At 72.8% G+C, this 16,449-nt stretch carries 10 protein-coding genes; 5 read left to right on the forward strand and 5 right to left on the reverse strand.

Features of this window, described 5'->3' with window-relative positions; all coding sequences use genetic code 11:
• The first annotated feature begins 54 nt into the window (after positions 1-54).
• The 5 genes from ACFY0I_RS09550 (at position 55) to ACFY0I_RS09570 (ending at position 5,790) form a co-directional block, all read left to right on the forward strand.
• Positions 55-1,374, forward strand: a complete 1,320-nt coding sequence (locus tag ACFY0I_RS09550) for an ABC transporter substrate-binding protein (protein WP_388892498.1) — start codon at positions 55-57, stop codon at positions 1,372-1,374.
• A gap of 10 nt (positions 1,375-1,384) precedes the next feature.
• Positions 1,385-2,398: a carbohydrate ABC transporter permease gene (locus ACFY0I_RS09555; RefSeq protein WP_388892500.1), complete on the forward strand. Its 1,014-nt coding sequence runs from the start codon at positions 1,385-1,387 to the stop codon at positions 2,396-2,398.
• Positions 2,391-3,359 carry a carbohydrate ABC transporter permease gene (locus ACFY0I_RS09560; protein ID WP_388892502.1) on the forward strand — a complete coding sequence of 323 codons (969 nt, stop codon included), beginning with the start codon at positions 2,391-2,393 and terminating at the stop codon, positions 3,357-3,359. The genes ACFY0I_RS09555 and ACFY0I_RS09560 overlap by 8 nt, the downstream gene beginning before the upstream one ends.
• Positions 3,356-4,735, forward strand: coding sequence for a GH1 family beta-glucosidase (locus tag ACFY0I_RS09565; RefSeq protein WP_388892504.1), 1,380 nt, complete (start codon positions 3,356-3,358; stop codon positions 4,733-4,735). Before ACFY0I_RS09560 ends, ACFY0I_RS09565 begins: the two co-directional genes overlap by 4 nt.
• A gap of 137 nt (positions 4,736-4,872) precedes the next feature.
• Positions 4,873-5,790 carry an NADP-dependent oxidoreductase gene (locus ACFY0I_RS09570; protein ID WP_388892806.1) on the forward strand — a complete coding sequence of 306 codons (918 nt, stop codon included), beginning with the start codon at positions 4,873-4,875 and terminating at the stop codon, positions 5,788-5,790.
• A 103-nt stretch (positions 5,791-5,893) separates the two neighbouring features.
• Here the strand turns inward: ACFY0I_RS09570 and ACFY0I_RS09575 are convergent, their stop codons facing one another.
• From ACFY0I_RS09575 to ACFY0I_RS09595, 5 genes are all read right to left on the reverse strand, one after another.
• On the reverse strand, positions 5,894-7,612 hold the full coding sequence (locus tag ACFY0I_RS09575; protein WP_388892808.1) for a discoidin domain-containing protein: 1,719 nt from the start codon (positions 7,610-7,612) through the stop codon (positions 5,894-5,896).
• A 62-nt stretch (positions 7,613-7,674) separates the two neighbouring features.
• A complete protein-coding gene (locus ACFY0I_RS09580; protein WP_388892506.1) occupies positions 7,675-8,745 on the reverse strand; it encodes a DUF1996 domain-containing protein in 1,071 nt (356 codons plus the stop codon).
• A 144-nt stretch (positions 8,746-8,889) separates the two neighbouring features.
• A complete protein-coding gene (locus tag ACFY0I_RS09585; protein ID WP_388892508.1) occupies positions 8,890-11,046 on the reverse strand; it encodes a discoidin domain-containing protein in 2,157 nt (718 codons plus the stop codon).
• Between the two features lie 393 nt (positions 11,047-11,439).
• A complete protein-coding gene (locus tag ACFY0I_RS09590) occupies positions 11,440-14,559 on the reverse strand; it encodes a poly(A) polymerase (protein ID WP_388892510.1) in 3,120 nt (1,039 codons plus the stop codon).
• Positions 14,559-16,382: an RNA ligase family protein gene (locus ACFY0I_RS09595; RefSeq protein WP_388892810.1), complete on the reverse strand. Its 1,824-nt coding sequence runs from the start codon at positions 16,380-16,382 to the stop codon at positions 14,559-14,561. Before ACFY0I_RS09595 ends, ACFY0I_RS09590 begins: the two co-directional genes overlap by 1 nt.
• Positions 16,383-16,449 lie beyond the last annotated feature (67 nt).

Consider the following 16,449-nt stretch of genomic DNA (forward strand, 5'->3'; position numbering starts at 1 on the left):
CCGAGCCCCGCTCCCCGGCCTTCCCACGACCCTGCCGAAAGGGGCCGATCCGCCATGCGCAGAACCCGAGCCGCTGCCGCCGCCGTGACAGTCTCCCTCCTCGCCGTAGCCGCCACCGCCTGCGGCGGCGGTTCCGCGGACAGTGGGGGTGGTACCAACACCGCGCCCAAGGAGCTCACGTACTGGGCGTCCAACCAGGGCTCCGACATCGCGGCGGACGAGGCGACCCTCGGCCCCGAGCTCAAGAAGTTCGAGCAGCAGACCGGCATCAAGGTCAAACTCGAAGTCGTCCCCTGGGCGGACCTGCTCAACCGGATCCTCGCCGCCACCGCCTCCGGGCAGGGCCCGGACGTGCTCAACATCGGCAACACCTGGTCCTCCTCCCTCCAGGCCACCGGCGCCCTGCTCCCCTGGGACGCCAAGAACTTCGACGCCATCGGAGGCAAGGACCGCTTCGTCCCCTCCGCCATCGGATCGGCCGGCGCCACCGGCCAGGACCCGGCCGCCGTCCCGCTCTACTCCATGTCGTACGCCCTCTACTACAACAAGAAGATGTTCCAGGAGGCCGGCATCGACAAGCCGCCGGCCACCTGGGACGAGATGGTGAGCACCGGCCAAAAGCTCTCCAAGGACGGAAAGTGGGCCCTGGGCGCCGAGGGGTCCAACCTCTCCAACAACATCCACCAGGTCTTCGCGCTCTCCCAGCAGCACGGCGCGTCCTTCTTCGACGCCGCCGGAAAGCCCACGTTCGACAGCCCCGGCAACGTCGACGCCGTCAAGCAGTACGTCGACCTCATGGCCAAGGACAAGATCATCGCCCCGGGCAACGCCGAGTACGACAAGAACCAGTCGCTCCAGGACTTCGCCAACGGCCGTACCGCGATGGTCCTGTGGCAGAGCGCGGCCACCAGCTTCAAGGCCAACGGAATGAAGGAGGGCGACTGGGGCGTGGCCCCCGTCCCCGTACCGGCGGGCGGGACCCCCGGCGCCGGCAAGAACACCAACTCGATGGTCGCCGGCATCAACCTGGCCGTCTTCAAGAACACCGACAACATCGACGGCGCGCTGAAGTTCGTGAAGTTCATGACCAGCGACGAGGAGCAGAAGGTCCTCAACAAGGCGTACGGGTCCATTCCGCCGGTCAAGGCCGCCCAGAGCGACGCCGCCTTCGCCACCGACGACCTCACCGTGCTCCGCGACACCCTCGGCACCAGCGCCGCGCCGCTCCCGCAGGTACCCGAGGAGTCGCAGTTCGAGACGGCGGTCGGCACCGCGGTCAAGGAGCTGTTCGCCGAGGCCGCCGCAGGACGCCCCGTCACCACCGAGTCGGTCAAGGCGAAGCTCACCAAGGCCCAGCAGCAGATGGCGAACTGAGCCGGCTGCCATGACCGTGTCGCCGTCCGCGCCCCCCGCCCCGGCCGCCGCCCCGCCCCCTCCCGCGGTCGGGCCGGTGCGGCGCACCACGTCCCGGATCCGCCGCCCCGGCCGCGTCCGCCGCATCGCCCTGCCCTACCTGCTGCTCCTGCCCGCGCTCCTCCTCGAACTGCTCATCCACCTGATCCCCATGGTCATGGGCATCGTGGCGAGCTTCCGGGAACTGACCCAGTTCCACATCCGGGACTGGACCGGTGCGCCCTGGACCGGCTTCGACAACTACGAACTCGCCGTCGACGTCAACCGGCCCGTCGGCGAGGCGCTCCTCGGCTCCTTCGTCACCACCTGCCTGTTCACCCTGCTCTCCGTGGGCCTGTGCTGGTTCATCGGTACGGCCGCCGCCGTGTTCATGCAGGAGAGCTTCCGAGGTCGCGGTTTCCTGCGGGCCCTGTTCCTGGTCCCGTACGCCCTGCCCGTGTACGCCGCCGTCATCACCTGGTCGTTCATGTTCCAGCGGGACAACGGCATGATCAACCACGTCCTGCACGACCAGCTCGGCATCGGCGGCGCCGAGCACACGTTCTGGCTGCTGGGCGACAACAGCTTCTGGGCGCTGCTCATCGTTTCCGTCTGGAAGGGCTGGCCGTTCGCCTTCCTGATCGTGACGGCCGCGCTCCAGAACGTTCCCCGGGACCTGTACGAGGCGGCGGCCCTCGACGGCGCCGGTGTCTGGCAGCAGATCCGGCGGATCACGCTGCCGTCCGTCGGCGCGGTCAACCAGGTCCTGCTCCTGGTCCTGTTCCTGTGGACCTTCAACGACTTCAACACGCCGTTCGTCCTGTTCGGGAAGTCCGCCCCCGAGGCCGCCGACCTGATCTCCATCCACATCTACCAGTCCAGCTTCGTCACCTGGAACTTCGGCACCGGCTCGGCCATGTCCGTCCTGCTGCTGCTCTTCCTGCTGCTGGTCACCGCCGTCTACCTGCTGGTCACCACGCGCGGCCGGAGGAAGTCCGATGCCTAGAGCCCACACGCCGGCGGAGGCGACCGCGCCCGGCCGCCCGCCCGCTCCCGCCGCGGTCCGCGAGCCGGCCGGCGCCCGCGAGCCCGGCGGCGCCCGCAAGCCCGCCAAGGCCAGGAGCCCGCTCGATCCGCCCGCCTCGTTCCGTGCGGTGCGGGCCGTGTTCCTCACCCTGCTCGCCGCTTTCGTCCTGGTGCCCGTCTACGTGATGGTCACCAGCTCCCTCAAGCCGCTCCAGGACGTCGCCGGTCAGTTCCGTTGGATTCCCAGCGGGCTCACCTTCCGCCCGTACGTCGACATCTGGCACACCATCCCGCTCGCCAAGTACTTCCTCAACTCCCTGATCGTCGCCGGCGCCGCCACCGTCTGCTCGGTCGTCATCGCCGTCTTCGCGGCCTACGCCGTCAGCCGCTACCGCTTCCGCGGCAAGCGCCTGTTCACCGTCACCGTCCTGTCCACGCAGATGTTCCCCGGGATCCTCTTCCTGCTGCCGCTGTTCCTGATCTTCGTGAACATCGGCAACACCACCGGGGTGGCCCTCTACGGCTCCCGCGGCGGGCTCATCCTCACCTACCTGACCTTCTCCCTCCCCTTCTCCATCTGGATGCTGATCGGCTACTTCGACTCGGTGCCCCGCGAGCTCGACGAGGCGGCCACCGTGGACGGCTGCGGCCCGCTCGGCGCGCTGTTGCGCGTCGTCGTCCCGGCCGCCGTGCCCGGCATCGTCGCCGTCGCCGTGTACGCCTTCATGACCGCCTGGGGAGAGGTGCTGTTCGCCTCCGTCATGACCAACGACACCACCCGCACCCTCGCCGTCGGCCTGCAGGGCTACTCCACGCAGAACGACGTCTACTGGAACCAGATCATGGCCGCCTCGCTCGTCGTCAGCATTCCCGTCGTCGCCGGATTCCTGCTGCTTCAGCGGTACTTGGTGGCCGGACTCACGGCAGGAGCCGTCAAGTGACCCTTTCCGAAACCCGTTTCGCCGCCGCCCACCAGGCCATCGACCTCGCCGCCCTGCCGCGCGACTTCGCCTGGGGCACCGCCACCTCCGCCTACCAGATCGAGGGCGCCGTCGACGAGGACGGCCGCGCCCCCTCCATCTGGGACACGTTCTCCCGCACCCCCGGCGCCATCGACGGCGGCCACAACGGGGACACCGCCTGCGACCACTACCACCGGTGGCAGGAGGACATCGCCCTCATGAAGGAACTCGGCACCAACGCCTACCGCCTCTCCGTGGCCTGGCCCCGGGTGCTCCCCGGCGGCGACGGCCCCGTCAACGCCAAGGGGCTCGACTTCTACGACCGACTCATCGACGGACTCCTCGCCGCCGGCGTCACCCCCTCCGTCACCCTCTACCACTGGGACCTGCCCCAGGTGCTCCAGGACCGCGGGGGCTGGCCCGAGCGGGCCACCGCCGAGCACTTCGCCGCGTACGCCGGGCTGGTCGCCGGACGCCTCGGCGACCGCGTCACCGAGTGGGCCACGCTCAACGAGCCGCTCTGCTCCGCCTGGATCGGCCACCTGGAGGGCCGGATGGCACCCGGCGCGAGCGACCTGACCGCCGCCGTCCGCGCCTCCTACCACCTGCTCCTGGGCCACGGCCTGGCCACGTCGGCCATCCGCGCCGCCGCCCCGGGCGCGCGGATCGGCATCGTCAACAACCTCTCCACCGTCGAGCCCGCCACCACGAGCGAAGCCGACCGGGCGGCGGCCGACCGCATGGACGGCCACGTCAACCGCTGGTGGCTCGACCCCGTCCACGGCCGCGGCTTCCCCGCCGACATGCGTGAGGTCTACGGGGTGGACCTGCCCGAACGCCCCGGCGACCTCGCCACCATCGCCGCGCCCCTCGACTGGATCGGCCTCAACTACTACTTCCCGCAGTTCGTCACCGCCGACCCGACCGGCCCCGCCCCCTACGCCCGCCAGGTGGAGCGCCCCGGCGTCCCGCGCACCGGCATGGACTGGGAGGTCGACGCGAGCGGCATCGAGACCCTCCTCATGCGCCTCACCGAGGAATACGGGGCCCGCCGCATCCACGTCACCGAGAACGGCTCCTCCTACCCCGACACGCCGGCCCCCGACGGCAGCGTCCACGACCCGGAACGCGCCGCCTACCTGACCGGCCACCTGGCCGCCTGCGCCCGCGCGGCCCGGCGCGGCGCCCCCCTGGCCGGCTACTACGCCTGGTCGCTGCTCGACAACTTCGAATGGGCCTACGGCTACGACAAGCGCTTCGGCCTGGTCCACGTCGACTACCCGACCCAACGGCGCACCGTGAAGTCCAGCGGCCGCCACTACGCGGAGGTGATCGCGGCCCACCGGGCCCTGTGACCCCCGCCGCCGCGCGCCGCGCCGTGCCCGCCCCGCCTGCCGGGGCGGGCACGGCCTTTCGTGGTGGGATGCGGAAAGGGATCCTTCCATCGGTACGCGGAGAGGCGAGGCGCATGTCCGACCACACCCAGGACACCATGCGGGCGATGACGTACGAGACGTACGGCGGGACGGAGGTGCTCTCCGAGACCCGGCTGCCGGTCCCCAAGGTCGGCCCCGGCGAGGTCCTCGTCCGGGTCCGCTGCGCGTCGGTCAACCCGGTCGACTGGAAGATCATGTCGGGCGGCCTCGACGCCCTGATGGACGTCGTCCACCCGGTCGTCCCCGGTTGGGACGTGGCCGGCACCGTCGAACGCGTCGGCATCGACACCCCCGAGTTCTCGGCGGGCGACGAGGTCATGGCCTACGCCCGCAAGGACTGGGTGCACGGCGGCACCTTCGCCGAGTTCGTCACCGTGCCCGTACGGGCCCTCGCGCCGAAGCCCGCCTCGCTGACCTGGCAGCAGGCAGCCGGCCTGCCGCTGGCCGGGCTCACCGCCTTCCAACTGCTGACCCGTCTCGCCACCCGCGAGGGCGACACCGTCCTCATCCACGGCGCCGCCGGCGGCGTCGGCTCCCTCGGCGTGCAGATCGCCCGCGCGCTCGGCGCCCGCGTCATCGGCACCGCCTCCCCCCGCAACCACGACCGGCTGCGCGAGCTGGGCTGCGAGCCCGTCGCGTACGGGGACGGCCTCGCGGACCGCGTCCGCGGCCTCGCCCCCGACGGGGTCGACGTCGTCGCGGACTTCGTCGGCGGCGTCCTCGACGTCACCCGCGCCGTCCTCGCCGACGACGGGCGGCACGCCTCCATCGCCGACCAGACGGTCCTCGGCTCCGGCGGCCAGTGGATGTGGGTACGGCCCGTCGGCTCCGACCTCGCCGCCCTGGGCCGCCTCGCCGACGAGGGCCGCCTCACGGTCACTGTCGCCGAGACCTTCCCGCTCTCCGAACTCGCGGCCGCCTTCGCCCTCAGCCAGGACGGCCACACCGCCGGGAAGATCGTCATCGAACTCTGAGCGCCGCCGCCGATCCGCGGCCACGCCCCACCACCCGTCCGGACACACGACCGCGCGCCGCCCGGCAGGGATCGGGCGGCGCGCGGGGTGTGCGGGGCTGCGGTCAGGCGTAGACGCCGAAGTGGAACAGCGAGTACCCGTAGCCCGTGCCGCGTTCGGTCAGCTCCAGCCGTACCCAGCGGCCCGACGCGGAGATGTCGAAGTCGTCGATCCCGCCGTCACCGGAGGACGTGGCGTACGCCGTCCGCCAGTTCCGGCCGTCGTCCGACACCTTGATCGTGTACGCCTTCCCGTACGCGGACTCCCACACCAACTGCGCGTGACGCAGCTGCCGCACCGCGCCCAGGTCCACCTCGAGCCACTGCGGATCGGCCCAGGTGCTGGCCCACCGGGTGTCCGTACGACCGTCCGTGGCCAACTGCGGGGTGCAGGGGCAGCCGCCGTACCCGTCGTTCTGGTAGGTCGAGGCGGTCGTCGGCCTGCCGCGGGCCACGTCCGTGCCCGCCACCGGCGGCGGCACCACCCGTACCGACCGCTGTTCGACGCCCACGTTGCCCCGCCCGTCCTTCACCTTGACGTACAGCTTCCACACCCCGGTCCGCGCCGGAGCCGTGGCCTTCAGCGTGCCGCCGCCCAGGTGGGTGGACGGTACGGAGACCAGCCCGCCGCCACCGTCCACGTACTTGCCGCCCCACAGCACCTCGTACGCGAGCGGGTCGCCCTCGGGATCCGTCGCCGGGGCCTGGATCGTCACCTCCTTGCCCGCGGGGACCGCCCCCGCGTCCGGTACGGACGGCACGGACACGGTCGGGGGCAGGTTGTCCCCGGCCGTACTGCCTCCGTACGCCCGCTTCACGGCGTGGTACATGTGGCGGCGCTCCCCGGCGGGGGTCAGGTTGAACCAGTGGCCGCCGAAGTCGTACTCGGTGCCGTAGTGGAACACCGTCGCGCCCAGCGCCACCCCCCGGTGGCCCGTGACGCAGTTCCAGGCGTTCGTGTACCCGTCCGCCTTGGCCCGGTCGCCCGGCTCCAGCGGGACCCCGTTCGCGTCGTTCGGCACCTCCCACTCACCCGCCGGACCCGTCTCGGTGATCAGGTACGGCTTGGTGTGGCCGCCCTGCTCCCAGGCCTGCCGGACCCCGCACACCTCCTTGTAGGCGTTGACGGAGTACAGGTCCAGGTCGGGGGAGTTGCGCTTGTAGTACGTCCACGCGCCCACCCAGGCGTCGGTGGAGGTGACCGGATGGTTGGCGTCGATGCGGTGGACGGCCTTCGCGACGTCGTTGACGAAGCCGGTGTAGGCGTTGCGCTGGTTCTCCAACTCGGCTCCGGACCAACAGTTCTGCAGGCCGAGCACCGACTCGTTGCCGACGTTCCACATGAGCACGGCCGGGTGGTCGCGGTAGGCCTCCACCCAGCGGGAGAACTCGGCGAGCATGGTGTTCTTGTAGCCGGTGTCCGTCACGTAGTCGGTGCAGCCGCCACTGCCCGGGCCGCCGCCCGGTTGCAGCCAGAACCCGGCGACCACCTTGAGCCCGTTCGCGGCGGCCGCGTCGAACAGCTGACGGCTGCTCGCGTCGGTGCCCCAGGTGCGGATGGTGTTGGCGCCCAGCGACTTCACGTCGGGCAGCAGCCGGCCGGCGTCGGCCGGGGACGGGCCCCAGGTGACGCCCTTGACGAGGTACGGGGAACCGTCCACCGTCAGCTGCCAGTTGCCCTGGGAGCCGGTCACCTTCACCACGCTGCCGGCGGCCTGCGCCGGCGGGGTGGGCAGTACGGTCACGGCGCCCGCGAGGAGCGCGGCCGTGACGAGGGAACGCATGCGGGAGGGCACGCGGAGACCTCCAAGGGGGGTGGGGGAGGGAAGGGGAAGGGTTGGTGCGGTCAGGGGAGTCGGTGGTCCGGGCCGAGGGCGGCACCCGCCTCGGGGTGGGTCTCGTCGTAGCCGCGGGAGTCGCACTGGAGCCCGCCCTTGACGCAGTGCTCGACGAGGGCGGCCAGGGTCCGGTCGTCCCAGGCGTTGAAGAAGTCGTAGTGGAAGGAGTGACCGCTCCCGCTCGACAACCTGACCTGCGACATGTCCCCGCTGACGGGGAACGCCATCTTGAACTCGACCATGGGGAGCGCCACCGGGTGACTGGCCGGGCAGACGTTGTCGTTGTTGCCGGGCTTCACGACCGGATAGGCCATGTGCGCCTTGTGGTCGGGGGTGTCCAGGAACTTTCCGTCCCAGCAACTGGGCGACTGCATACGGATGTTGAGCTGGGTTCCGGCCGGGCAGTTCGCGGGGAACTCGGTGTTCTTGAAGCTGTCCCCGCACTCCCAGCCCTCGACCCAGCCCTTGTGGCCGCGGAACTCGGCGGCCGTCTGGGTCGGACTGCCGACCACGAAGCGCAGCCCCTTCGGGAAGGGCCGCACGCTCTTGTAGTCGGTGACCCCGGTCTTGTAGTAGATCACCTGTGGTCCGGTGGGCAGGACCGGTCGGCTGCCGTTGTAGAGGGTCGGCATCCAGTAGCCGGAGAGGTCGCCGGGCGCGGTGCAGGCGGTGCCGCCCGCACTGAGCGAGGCGGTGGTGCTGAAGGCGTCGGTCGTGGTGTTTCCCATGAAGGTGTGGTCGTGGGAGGCGCCGGGTCGGCCGGCGAAGACGATGGGGTCGTCCGGAGCCGTCCGGCTGACGGCGCAGTTGGCCTGGAACTCGTGGAAGTACCGCTCGGGCGGGTTCGCCCACGACGGGGTGACCCCCGTGACCTGGGGTACGGCCGGAATCCAGCCGTCGCCGTCGGGGTCGTCGCCGGTGGCGAGCGGGGCCGCGTTCGCGTGCGCCGCGTGCGGGGACGCGCCCGCCTCGGGGACGGCCTGGGCGGTCAGCGAGAGGCCGCCCAGGCCTGCCGCGGCGGTCACGGCGAAGGCCGCCGAGACCAGTAAGGCGGAGAGGGTCCGCGATCGGATCTTCATGTGTGCCGCTCCTCGGGTGTCTGCCCTCCGCGCGATGGGAGAGCGCTCTCTCGGATGGCCCGGAAAACGCGGGGCGGCCGCCGGGCCGCCCCGCGCCTTCCGGGGGTCGGGGGATGGGGTGGGATCAGGGGTGGTGCGGGTGGATCAGGGGAACGACAGCACCGTCGACGGGACGGTCGAGGTGCCGGAGGTGGGGGCGCCGATGCCGTTGATGACGTGCTCGTACTGGCCGTTGCCGCCGAGCGAGACCACCAGCAGGTCGTGGAACCGCACTCCGGGCTTCACCGGCGCCTGGAACCCGTGTTCCTGACGGATCGTCGGATCGACGTTGTAGTAGCAGTAGCTGCCCAGACCCCACCCCTCGTGGGTGTTCACCGAGTCGGCGACCTTGTAGGCGGCGAAGCCCTTGACGGCGCCGTTCTGGATCGCGGCCTGGTTGGGCGCGTCGTACGCCTTCTCGTTCTGGAAGAAGATCGTGCGCCCGCGCTCGCCGTTCCACTCCACGTCGTACTTGTTGAAGTGCTCGACGAACAGTCCGGTGGCCAGGACGTCGTCACCGTTGACGCGGAACCCGTAGTCGGAGCGGTTGGTCTCCCAGCCCACCCCGTCCCCGTGGTCGGCCCGCCAGATCCAGGTGTGGTCGACGATGGTGTCGTGGCTGTTGACCGCCATGCCCAGGGTCGCCTTGCCCGCGCCGGCCCCGCCGACCCGGATGAAGACGTCCTGCACGGTCGTCGGGTTCGCGGCGTGGTCGGTGGCGGAGCCCGCCGGGCCGACCTCCAGCAGCGTCGGCGAGTTGACCGGGCCCGCGTCGATGAGGAAGCCCGCGAGCCGCACCCCGTCGACGTCGGCCACCTTCATCGCGGTCACCCCGTTGTCCGGGATGATCGTGGCCAGGCCGAGACCCAGGACGACGGTGTCCGGACGGTTCACCTGGATCGTCCGGTCGACGTGGTGGACGCCGGGGGTGAACAGCAGGTGCAGGCCCTGCGCCAGCGCCTGGTTGATCGTCGCCGCGCTCGCGCCCGGCTTGACCACGTAGAACCGGTTCAGCGGGATCGAGGTGCCCTGCGGCGCCCCGTTGCCCCACGACGTGCCGCGGGCGTTGGTCCGCTTGGCGGGGACGAAGACCTTGTACTCGTTGCCGTCCAGGTACAGGAACGGCTTCTCGCGGGAGACGGGGGTGGTGTCGAGGGTGGTGTACGGCGGGTTCGGGTACGACTGCGCCGGCGCGCCCTGGGTCCCGGAGAACACCTGGTTCCACACCGCGTTGGACCAGCCGCCGATGGAGCTGTCCCGGGTGTACCACTGCTGCTGCGAGTAGTTGCCGACCTGACCGTCGATCTTCGAGTCGGCGATGTAGCCGCCGGAGGCCCAACCGTAGCCGTTCGGTGCCAGGTTGAGCCCGCCCTTCACGTGCATGCGACGGAAGGGCGCGGCCTGCGAGACCGCCCAGCGGTTGGTGCCGTTCACCGGGTTGAGCGCGAGGTTCTCGGCCGAACGCCAGAAGTTCTGGGTGGCGTTGCCGCCGAACCAGCCCGCGTCGACGGTGACGTCACCGTTGATGGTGGTGTCGTCGGGGCTCAGGCCGAGACCGGAGATGGAGGTGTAGAAGCCGATCTGCGCGTTCAGCCCGTTGTAGGTACCCGGCTTGAAGAGGAACTGGTAGCGCCCGGAGCCGAACTGGGCGGACTCCTGCTGGGCGAAGACCTGGTCCAGCTTGCCCTGGATGTTCGGCGTCGACGGGTCGAAGACGATCACGTTCGGACCGAGGTCGCCGCCACCGGGGATGACGGGCCCGGTGCCGTCGGTGCCGTAGACCTGGAACTCCCAGAGGGAGTAGCCGTAGCCGGTGGTGCGCTCCGTGCCGTGCACGCGCACGTACCGGGCCGTGCCGGTGATGTCGTGGGTGACGCTCCCGCCGACGCCGGCGGAGGTCGAGTACGCGGTGGACCAGGAACTGCCGTCGTTGGACAACTCGATCCGGTACGCCTTGGCGGCGGCGGTCTCCCAGCGGAGCACCACCTGACCGAGTTGGGCGGGCGCGCCGAGGTCGACCTGTATCCACTGGGGGTCGGCGAACCCGCTGGACCAGCGGGTGCCGTTGTCGCCGTCCACGGCCGCGCCGGCCGGGGTGCCGGCGTTCTCGACGGAGGAGGCGGTGGCGGGCTTGCCCTGGGAGAGGAGCGTGGGCGCCGCGCCGGCGGCGGTGCCGGGGAGCAGCACGAGCAGGGCCGCGACCAGGGCGGCGGCGAGGGCCGCGACCGTCAGTCGAGGCGGATGATCGGAGAGGCGTGGCATGGGGGGCACTCCTGACGTCTTGGATCCAGGGGGATCGAAGCGTGAGTGAACTGCCCGCCACGGGGGCCGTCAAGGGGTTCAGCGTTCATGAATCGAAGATCCAACGATGTGTCAATTGGCCACGAGGCCTGTGAACTTGGAGTTTCTTCAATCCTTGTGAAAAGTGTTGACGAAAAATCCCCGCGAGGCTCTACTGAGGCTCCTGACCGCTCCGTTCCGCCGTGCCCGCTGAGGCGGGACGGAGCTTCGGGCAGGCTTCGGCGGCGTTGGTCCCGGCTTCGGCCCGGTGTCGTCGCGGCCGGGTCCGGATCCGGCCCGGTTTCGGGAAGTGTTCGTACGGGGGGAGCGGATGGCGCCGTGCGTTCGCTACTCGTCGCCATCCGCCGGGCCCCGTCAGCTCAGGTCCGGCACCTCGCCGCCGGCGACCAGGGCGACCTCGACACCGGGCAGCGTGGCCGACCACGCGGCGGCGAGCGCCTCCCCCCGTCCCCCGTCGCTCGGCCCGGTCCCCAGGCCGACCGCGTACCGGGCCAGGGTGTCGCCCCGCTCGAAGGGGCGCGGCCAGGCGTGCGCGTCGGCCACCCCGGCCTCCTCCAGCGCGCCGAGCAGGGCGCGCACCCGGCCCCGGGCCCGACCCAGGTTCTCCTCGAACTCCCGTGTCCCGCCACCCCGTACGGTCACCACGGCCCACGCCGCGTGCCGACGGTGCAGCGGCGGGCCGGACAGCAGCCGCTCGAAGCCGCCCGGGTCCGCTTCGAGGACCTCCCACGCCCGGTACAACTCCCGCACGAGCAGATCCCGCATCCCGACCCCGACCTGGGCCGTGCAGCTGCGCACCGGTGCGGACGGGGTCAGCACGGTGACCGGCGCGGGCGCCTCCCCGTGCCGGCCCACGGGTTGCGGCGCGTGGATGCCCGCGACCCCGTCGGGCTCACCGCCACGCCCGACGGCGCGGCCGTGTCCGGGCCCCGCCCGCGCGGGCAGCGGACCGGGGGCCCCGGCCGGCAGCAGTTCCACCGGCTCGTTCCAGTCCCAGGCGGCCCACGTCCCGAAGAACTCCCGCAGCAGCGCCGCCGGTTCCATGTCGCCGGCCGCGCGTACGGTCCTGGCCGCCAGCACCGCCCAGGCCAGCCCCGGCAGACCACCGAAGGGCGCCGAGTCCAGGCCGCGGGCCCGCGCCCAGGCCTTCACCCGCACCGCCAGCCCGGAGAACGCGGCCCGCTCCGCGCCCACGGAATCCCGTACGGCGTCCGCGTCGCTCAGCGCGCTGAGGGCCACCGCGGCCGCCGCGCCGAGCTCCGCCCGCCACGCGACGGCCGAGGCGGGGTCCGTCCCGCCGGTGGCGACCACCACCAGGTCCACGTCCCGCTGCCCGAGGCGCAACCGTAGCCCCGGCACCCGCGCCCCGGTCACCTCCCGCAGCCGCTCGGCCTCCGGCAACGCGGCCGCGACCCGCTCCCGCAGCCCACCGACGCCGGGGGAACCCGGTACCAGCGCCACCAGGTCCAGATCGGCCCACGCAGGCGCGCACGCCATCCGCCGCGACCCGGCGACCCGGACGACCGCGCCCTCCCCGAGGGCCGCCGTCACCCGCGCGACGACCTCCGCCACGGACCGCTGCCGCTCCTCGCGCGGCGGCCGCTTCGGCAACGCCGGCGCGGCCCGCTCCGGCGCCGGCGCGTCCCGCCGCGGCGACAGCACGTCCCGCCCCGGCACCGAACCGGCCCGTGCGGGCACCACCCCGATCTGCTCCGGCTCCGCCCCGTCCCGCCCCGCCGGTACCCCGCCCCGCAGGTCCGTCCGGTACGCGGCCAGGGGCGACGGTTCGGGCAGCAGGCACACCTCGCCCGTGCCGAGTTCCACGGTCGCCCGGACCACCATCGGGCCACCGCCGCGCCGCGACAGCACCGCGAGCCGCCCGACCGTCACATCCCGTCCGTGGGTCAGCCGTGTCCCGAACTCCCGCTCCGCTCGCCGCGGATCACGGCTGCGCCCCAGGGTCAGGTGCGGGGTGTACCCGGCTCCCCGGGCGCGCCCCGCACATCCCGGGAAGCGTTCCACCAGCGCCCGCCGCAACTCCTGCCACGGGGCCTCGCCGGCCGCCGCCGGGTCCAGCCACAGGGTGGCGTCCTCCCGGGGCCCGAAGGAGCGCACGCCCTCCCATCGGGCGGCGAACGGCTCGATCGCGGCCGCGGCCTGCGCCAGCAGGGGCAGCGCCTCGTCGAAGGAGGACTCCGGCACGAAGCCGAAGAGCAGGTTCACGTGCGCGGGCCACCGCCCGTACGCCGGATCGTGGCGCTGCCGCAGCTCCGTCACCGCGGGGTCCTCCGGCGGCAGCCAGGCCACCGCCGTCCGCGCGGTCGCCGCCACGTCGAGCCGCGCGGGCCCCGCGTCCGCGGCGGCGTACTCGAGGGTGGCCTCCACCCCGTAGTGGTCCGAGATGAACAGCCCCTGCGGCGCGGGGGAGTCACCGCGCAGAGCCACCGACCGCACCCGCGCCGCCGACGACCGCAACAGGATCCGGTCCAGCCGGCCCGGCCGGCCCGTCAGGGAACCCACCGCCGCCAGGGGGTTGCCCACCGGATCGAAGGTCGGGGTGTCGTCGCCCGCGCCGCGCACCTCGCTCCACGCGTCCCGCAGGCCCAGCGTCGCCGCCGGACCCGGCGCCCCGGACCGACCGTCGTTGAAGTCGCCGAGCAGCGCCAGGTCCGCGTCGAGGCCGGCTGTTCCCTCGGCGATCCGGGCCAGTTCCTCCTCGCGCCGTCCGGCGCCGTTCTCGGTGTGGTCGCTGGTCAGGTGGGTCGCGGCGACGACGAGCGGCCCGGCCGCGGTGTCGACGGTGACGGCGGCGACCCCCTTGTGCCGCCGCAACACGTGCAGCCCGGCCTCCCGCACCGGAAGCCGGCTCAGCAGGAGCAGCCCGCAACCGGACACGTCGCCCCCGTACGGATCGGTGCCCAGGACGTAACCGTCCCGGACCCAGGGCGCGGCCAACACCATTTTCAGCAGGGCCGGTTCGACCTCCTGGAGGGCGATCACGTCTGCATCGGCGGTCGCCAGGTCGGCCAGCAGCAGAGGCCTGCGCAGCGCGGTGGAGATGAGCGGGGCGTCGTAGCGGTCCCACAGGGTGTTCCAGGTCAGCAGCCGGACCCGCCGCGGGGCCGCAGCGACGGGGCCCGGCCGCACCGGGCGCCAGGCGCCACCGCCCGCCGGATCCCAGGCGTGCGGGGTCCGCACGTCGAAGAAGGGGGCCTCCAGCAGGCGGCGTTCGCGCACCCGCCCGGCCGGGCTCGTGTCGATCAGGTCCACGCCGGTCGCCCGGTCCCACACCAGCTCGCCGTCCGCCTCGACGAACAGCACCCGGTGCCACGGGATGTCACCCCCCGGTACGAACGACGGCAACGGCACCCGTTCGGGAGCGGCCCCGCGCTGGAGCAACCCGAGCGTGAACCGCGCCGGATCGAACCGCGGGTCCCAGCGGACCTGGTGGTAGAGCTGCTCACTGGTCCGCATCAGAGGTACCCTCCCGTGCCGTTGCCCGCCGTACCGCTTCCGGCGCCGCCGCCACCCGACTCCGCGAGACCGCCCGCGTACGGCCCGTGCCCCGGGCCGCCCAACCCGCCCGCCGTGTCCTCGACGGTGCCGCCCGCGCCGATGTACCAGGTCCGGTGCGCCTGACCCGGATAGGGCGGGCTGAACCGGCGCACCTGCCCGACGAGTACGGCCTCCGGTACGGGATGCGTCCGCACGCCGTTGCGGCGGCGCAACTCCGCCTCCTCGACGAGCACCACCGCGTGCGTGACCAGGGCGTCCCTGCGGGCCGCCACGCCGCCCGCCAGGCCGCGCTGTTGCCCGGTCAGCGAGGTGGCGTCCCACACCACCGTTCCGCCGGCGGCCAGGGCCCGGTCCAGCCGGTCCAGGCCCTCCCGCAGGACCTCCGCATTGGCCCGCTGGTCGGCGCGCGCACCCCGGCCCGCGCGCAGGTCGTCGAGGCTGACGTACGCGGCCACCCCCGGCAGGCTCCGGGCGAAGGTGCTCTTGCCGCTGCCCGAGGGCCCGCACAGCTGCACCAACCGCGGCCGGGACGCCGCGTCCCGCCAGCGCCAGGTCGCCGCCACCGCCTCCTGCGCGGTGGAGACGGCTCCCCGCCCGAAGGCCTCACGGGCCTGCGCCCAGCACCGGTCCGCCGCATCCCCGTCCAGGCCGGACAGGGCACGGCGCAGACCGGCCCGGAGCTCGCCCAGCGGGTCCGCGCCGAGCAACCCCGCCTCCTCGGCGCACAGTGCGGACCACTCCGCGCACTCCCGCGCCGCCGTGCCGTCCGTCCCGTCCGGAACCGAGAGCGCCAGCGCGTGCAGCACCCCGAGGTCCGCCGCCGCCGCCATGCTCACCAACCCGGCCCGCCGCCGCTCGTCGGGGAACGGCTGCCGCACCGCCGGGTACAGCCCCACCAGGTCCGCGACCCGGCGGGCCGCCGCCATTCCGAGCGGCCCCGCGGCCAGCCGCGCCGCGAGGGCCGCGCGCGGCTCCCGGTGCAGGGCGGCGGCCAGGATGCCGGTCAGTCGGGCCTCACCGGTCCGCCCCGCCCCGTCGAGCCGCGCCGCCACCTCGGCGGTGGCCTGCCGGGCCCCGGTCGCGGGCGTCGGGTCTTCCCCCAACGCGGCCAGCAACCCCGGTACGTCCGGCTCGGACCCCGACGCGGCCGCCCACAGCGGAGCCGCCGGGCCGAGCCCGTTCGGCACCACGGGCGCGTACATCCAGTGGGTGTCGGTCCGCACGTGGCCGCCGCGCACCCACTTGGCCACGTACCGCCCGAAGTCCTCGCGTTCGAAACCCGCGACGGTACGGACGACGTAGCCCTCCTGGCGGGTGGTGTCGACGCGGAGCCTGCGCAGCGCGCGTTCGTCGTGGACGCCGCGCCACAGGACGCGCGGGGAGGGGACGCCGAGCCGGCGCAGGAAGCGTACGGTCCGGTCCCAGTCCAGGCAGTGGTCGCCGTCCCACACCGAGAACCCGTAGAACCAGCTGTCGAGGTCCTCGTAGGCCAGCGAGTGACGGGCGTACACGTTCTCCCCGCACACCCGCCGGCCGGCCGGGATCCCGGCGCCGATCCGGCTCTGGAGGCCCTTGACCCAGGCCCGCGAGGGGTGGTGCGCGGAGTCGAGCGAGCGGGCGTGCAGACCGTCCCGGTACAGGGTGGTGTTCTCGCCGTCGAGCTTCTCGGTGACCACCACCTCGTGCCCGGCGAGCGCCGAGGGGCCGTGGGCCCGTACGTCGTCCGAGGTCGCACCGGGGGACCAGGGCAGGTGCGCCGTACGGGGGTAGTGGGTGCGCATGTTCGGCTCCTGCTCGACGACGGCCTGCCCGGTCACTCTAGGTATCCGGATCGGGTGAATCCATCCG

It is taken from the genome of Streptomyces sp. NPDC001568 (assembly GCF_042893755.1).
Lineage (GTDB): Bacteria > Actinomycetota > Actinomycetes > Streptomycetales > Streptomycetaceae > Streptomyces.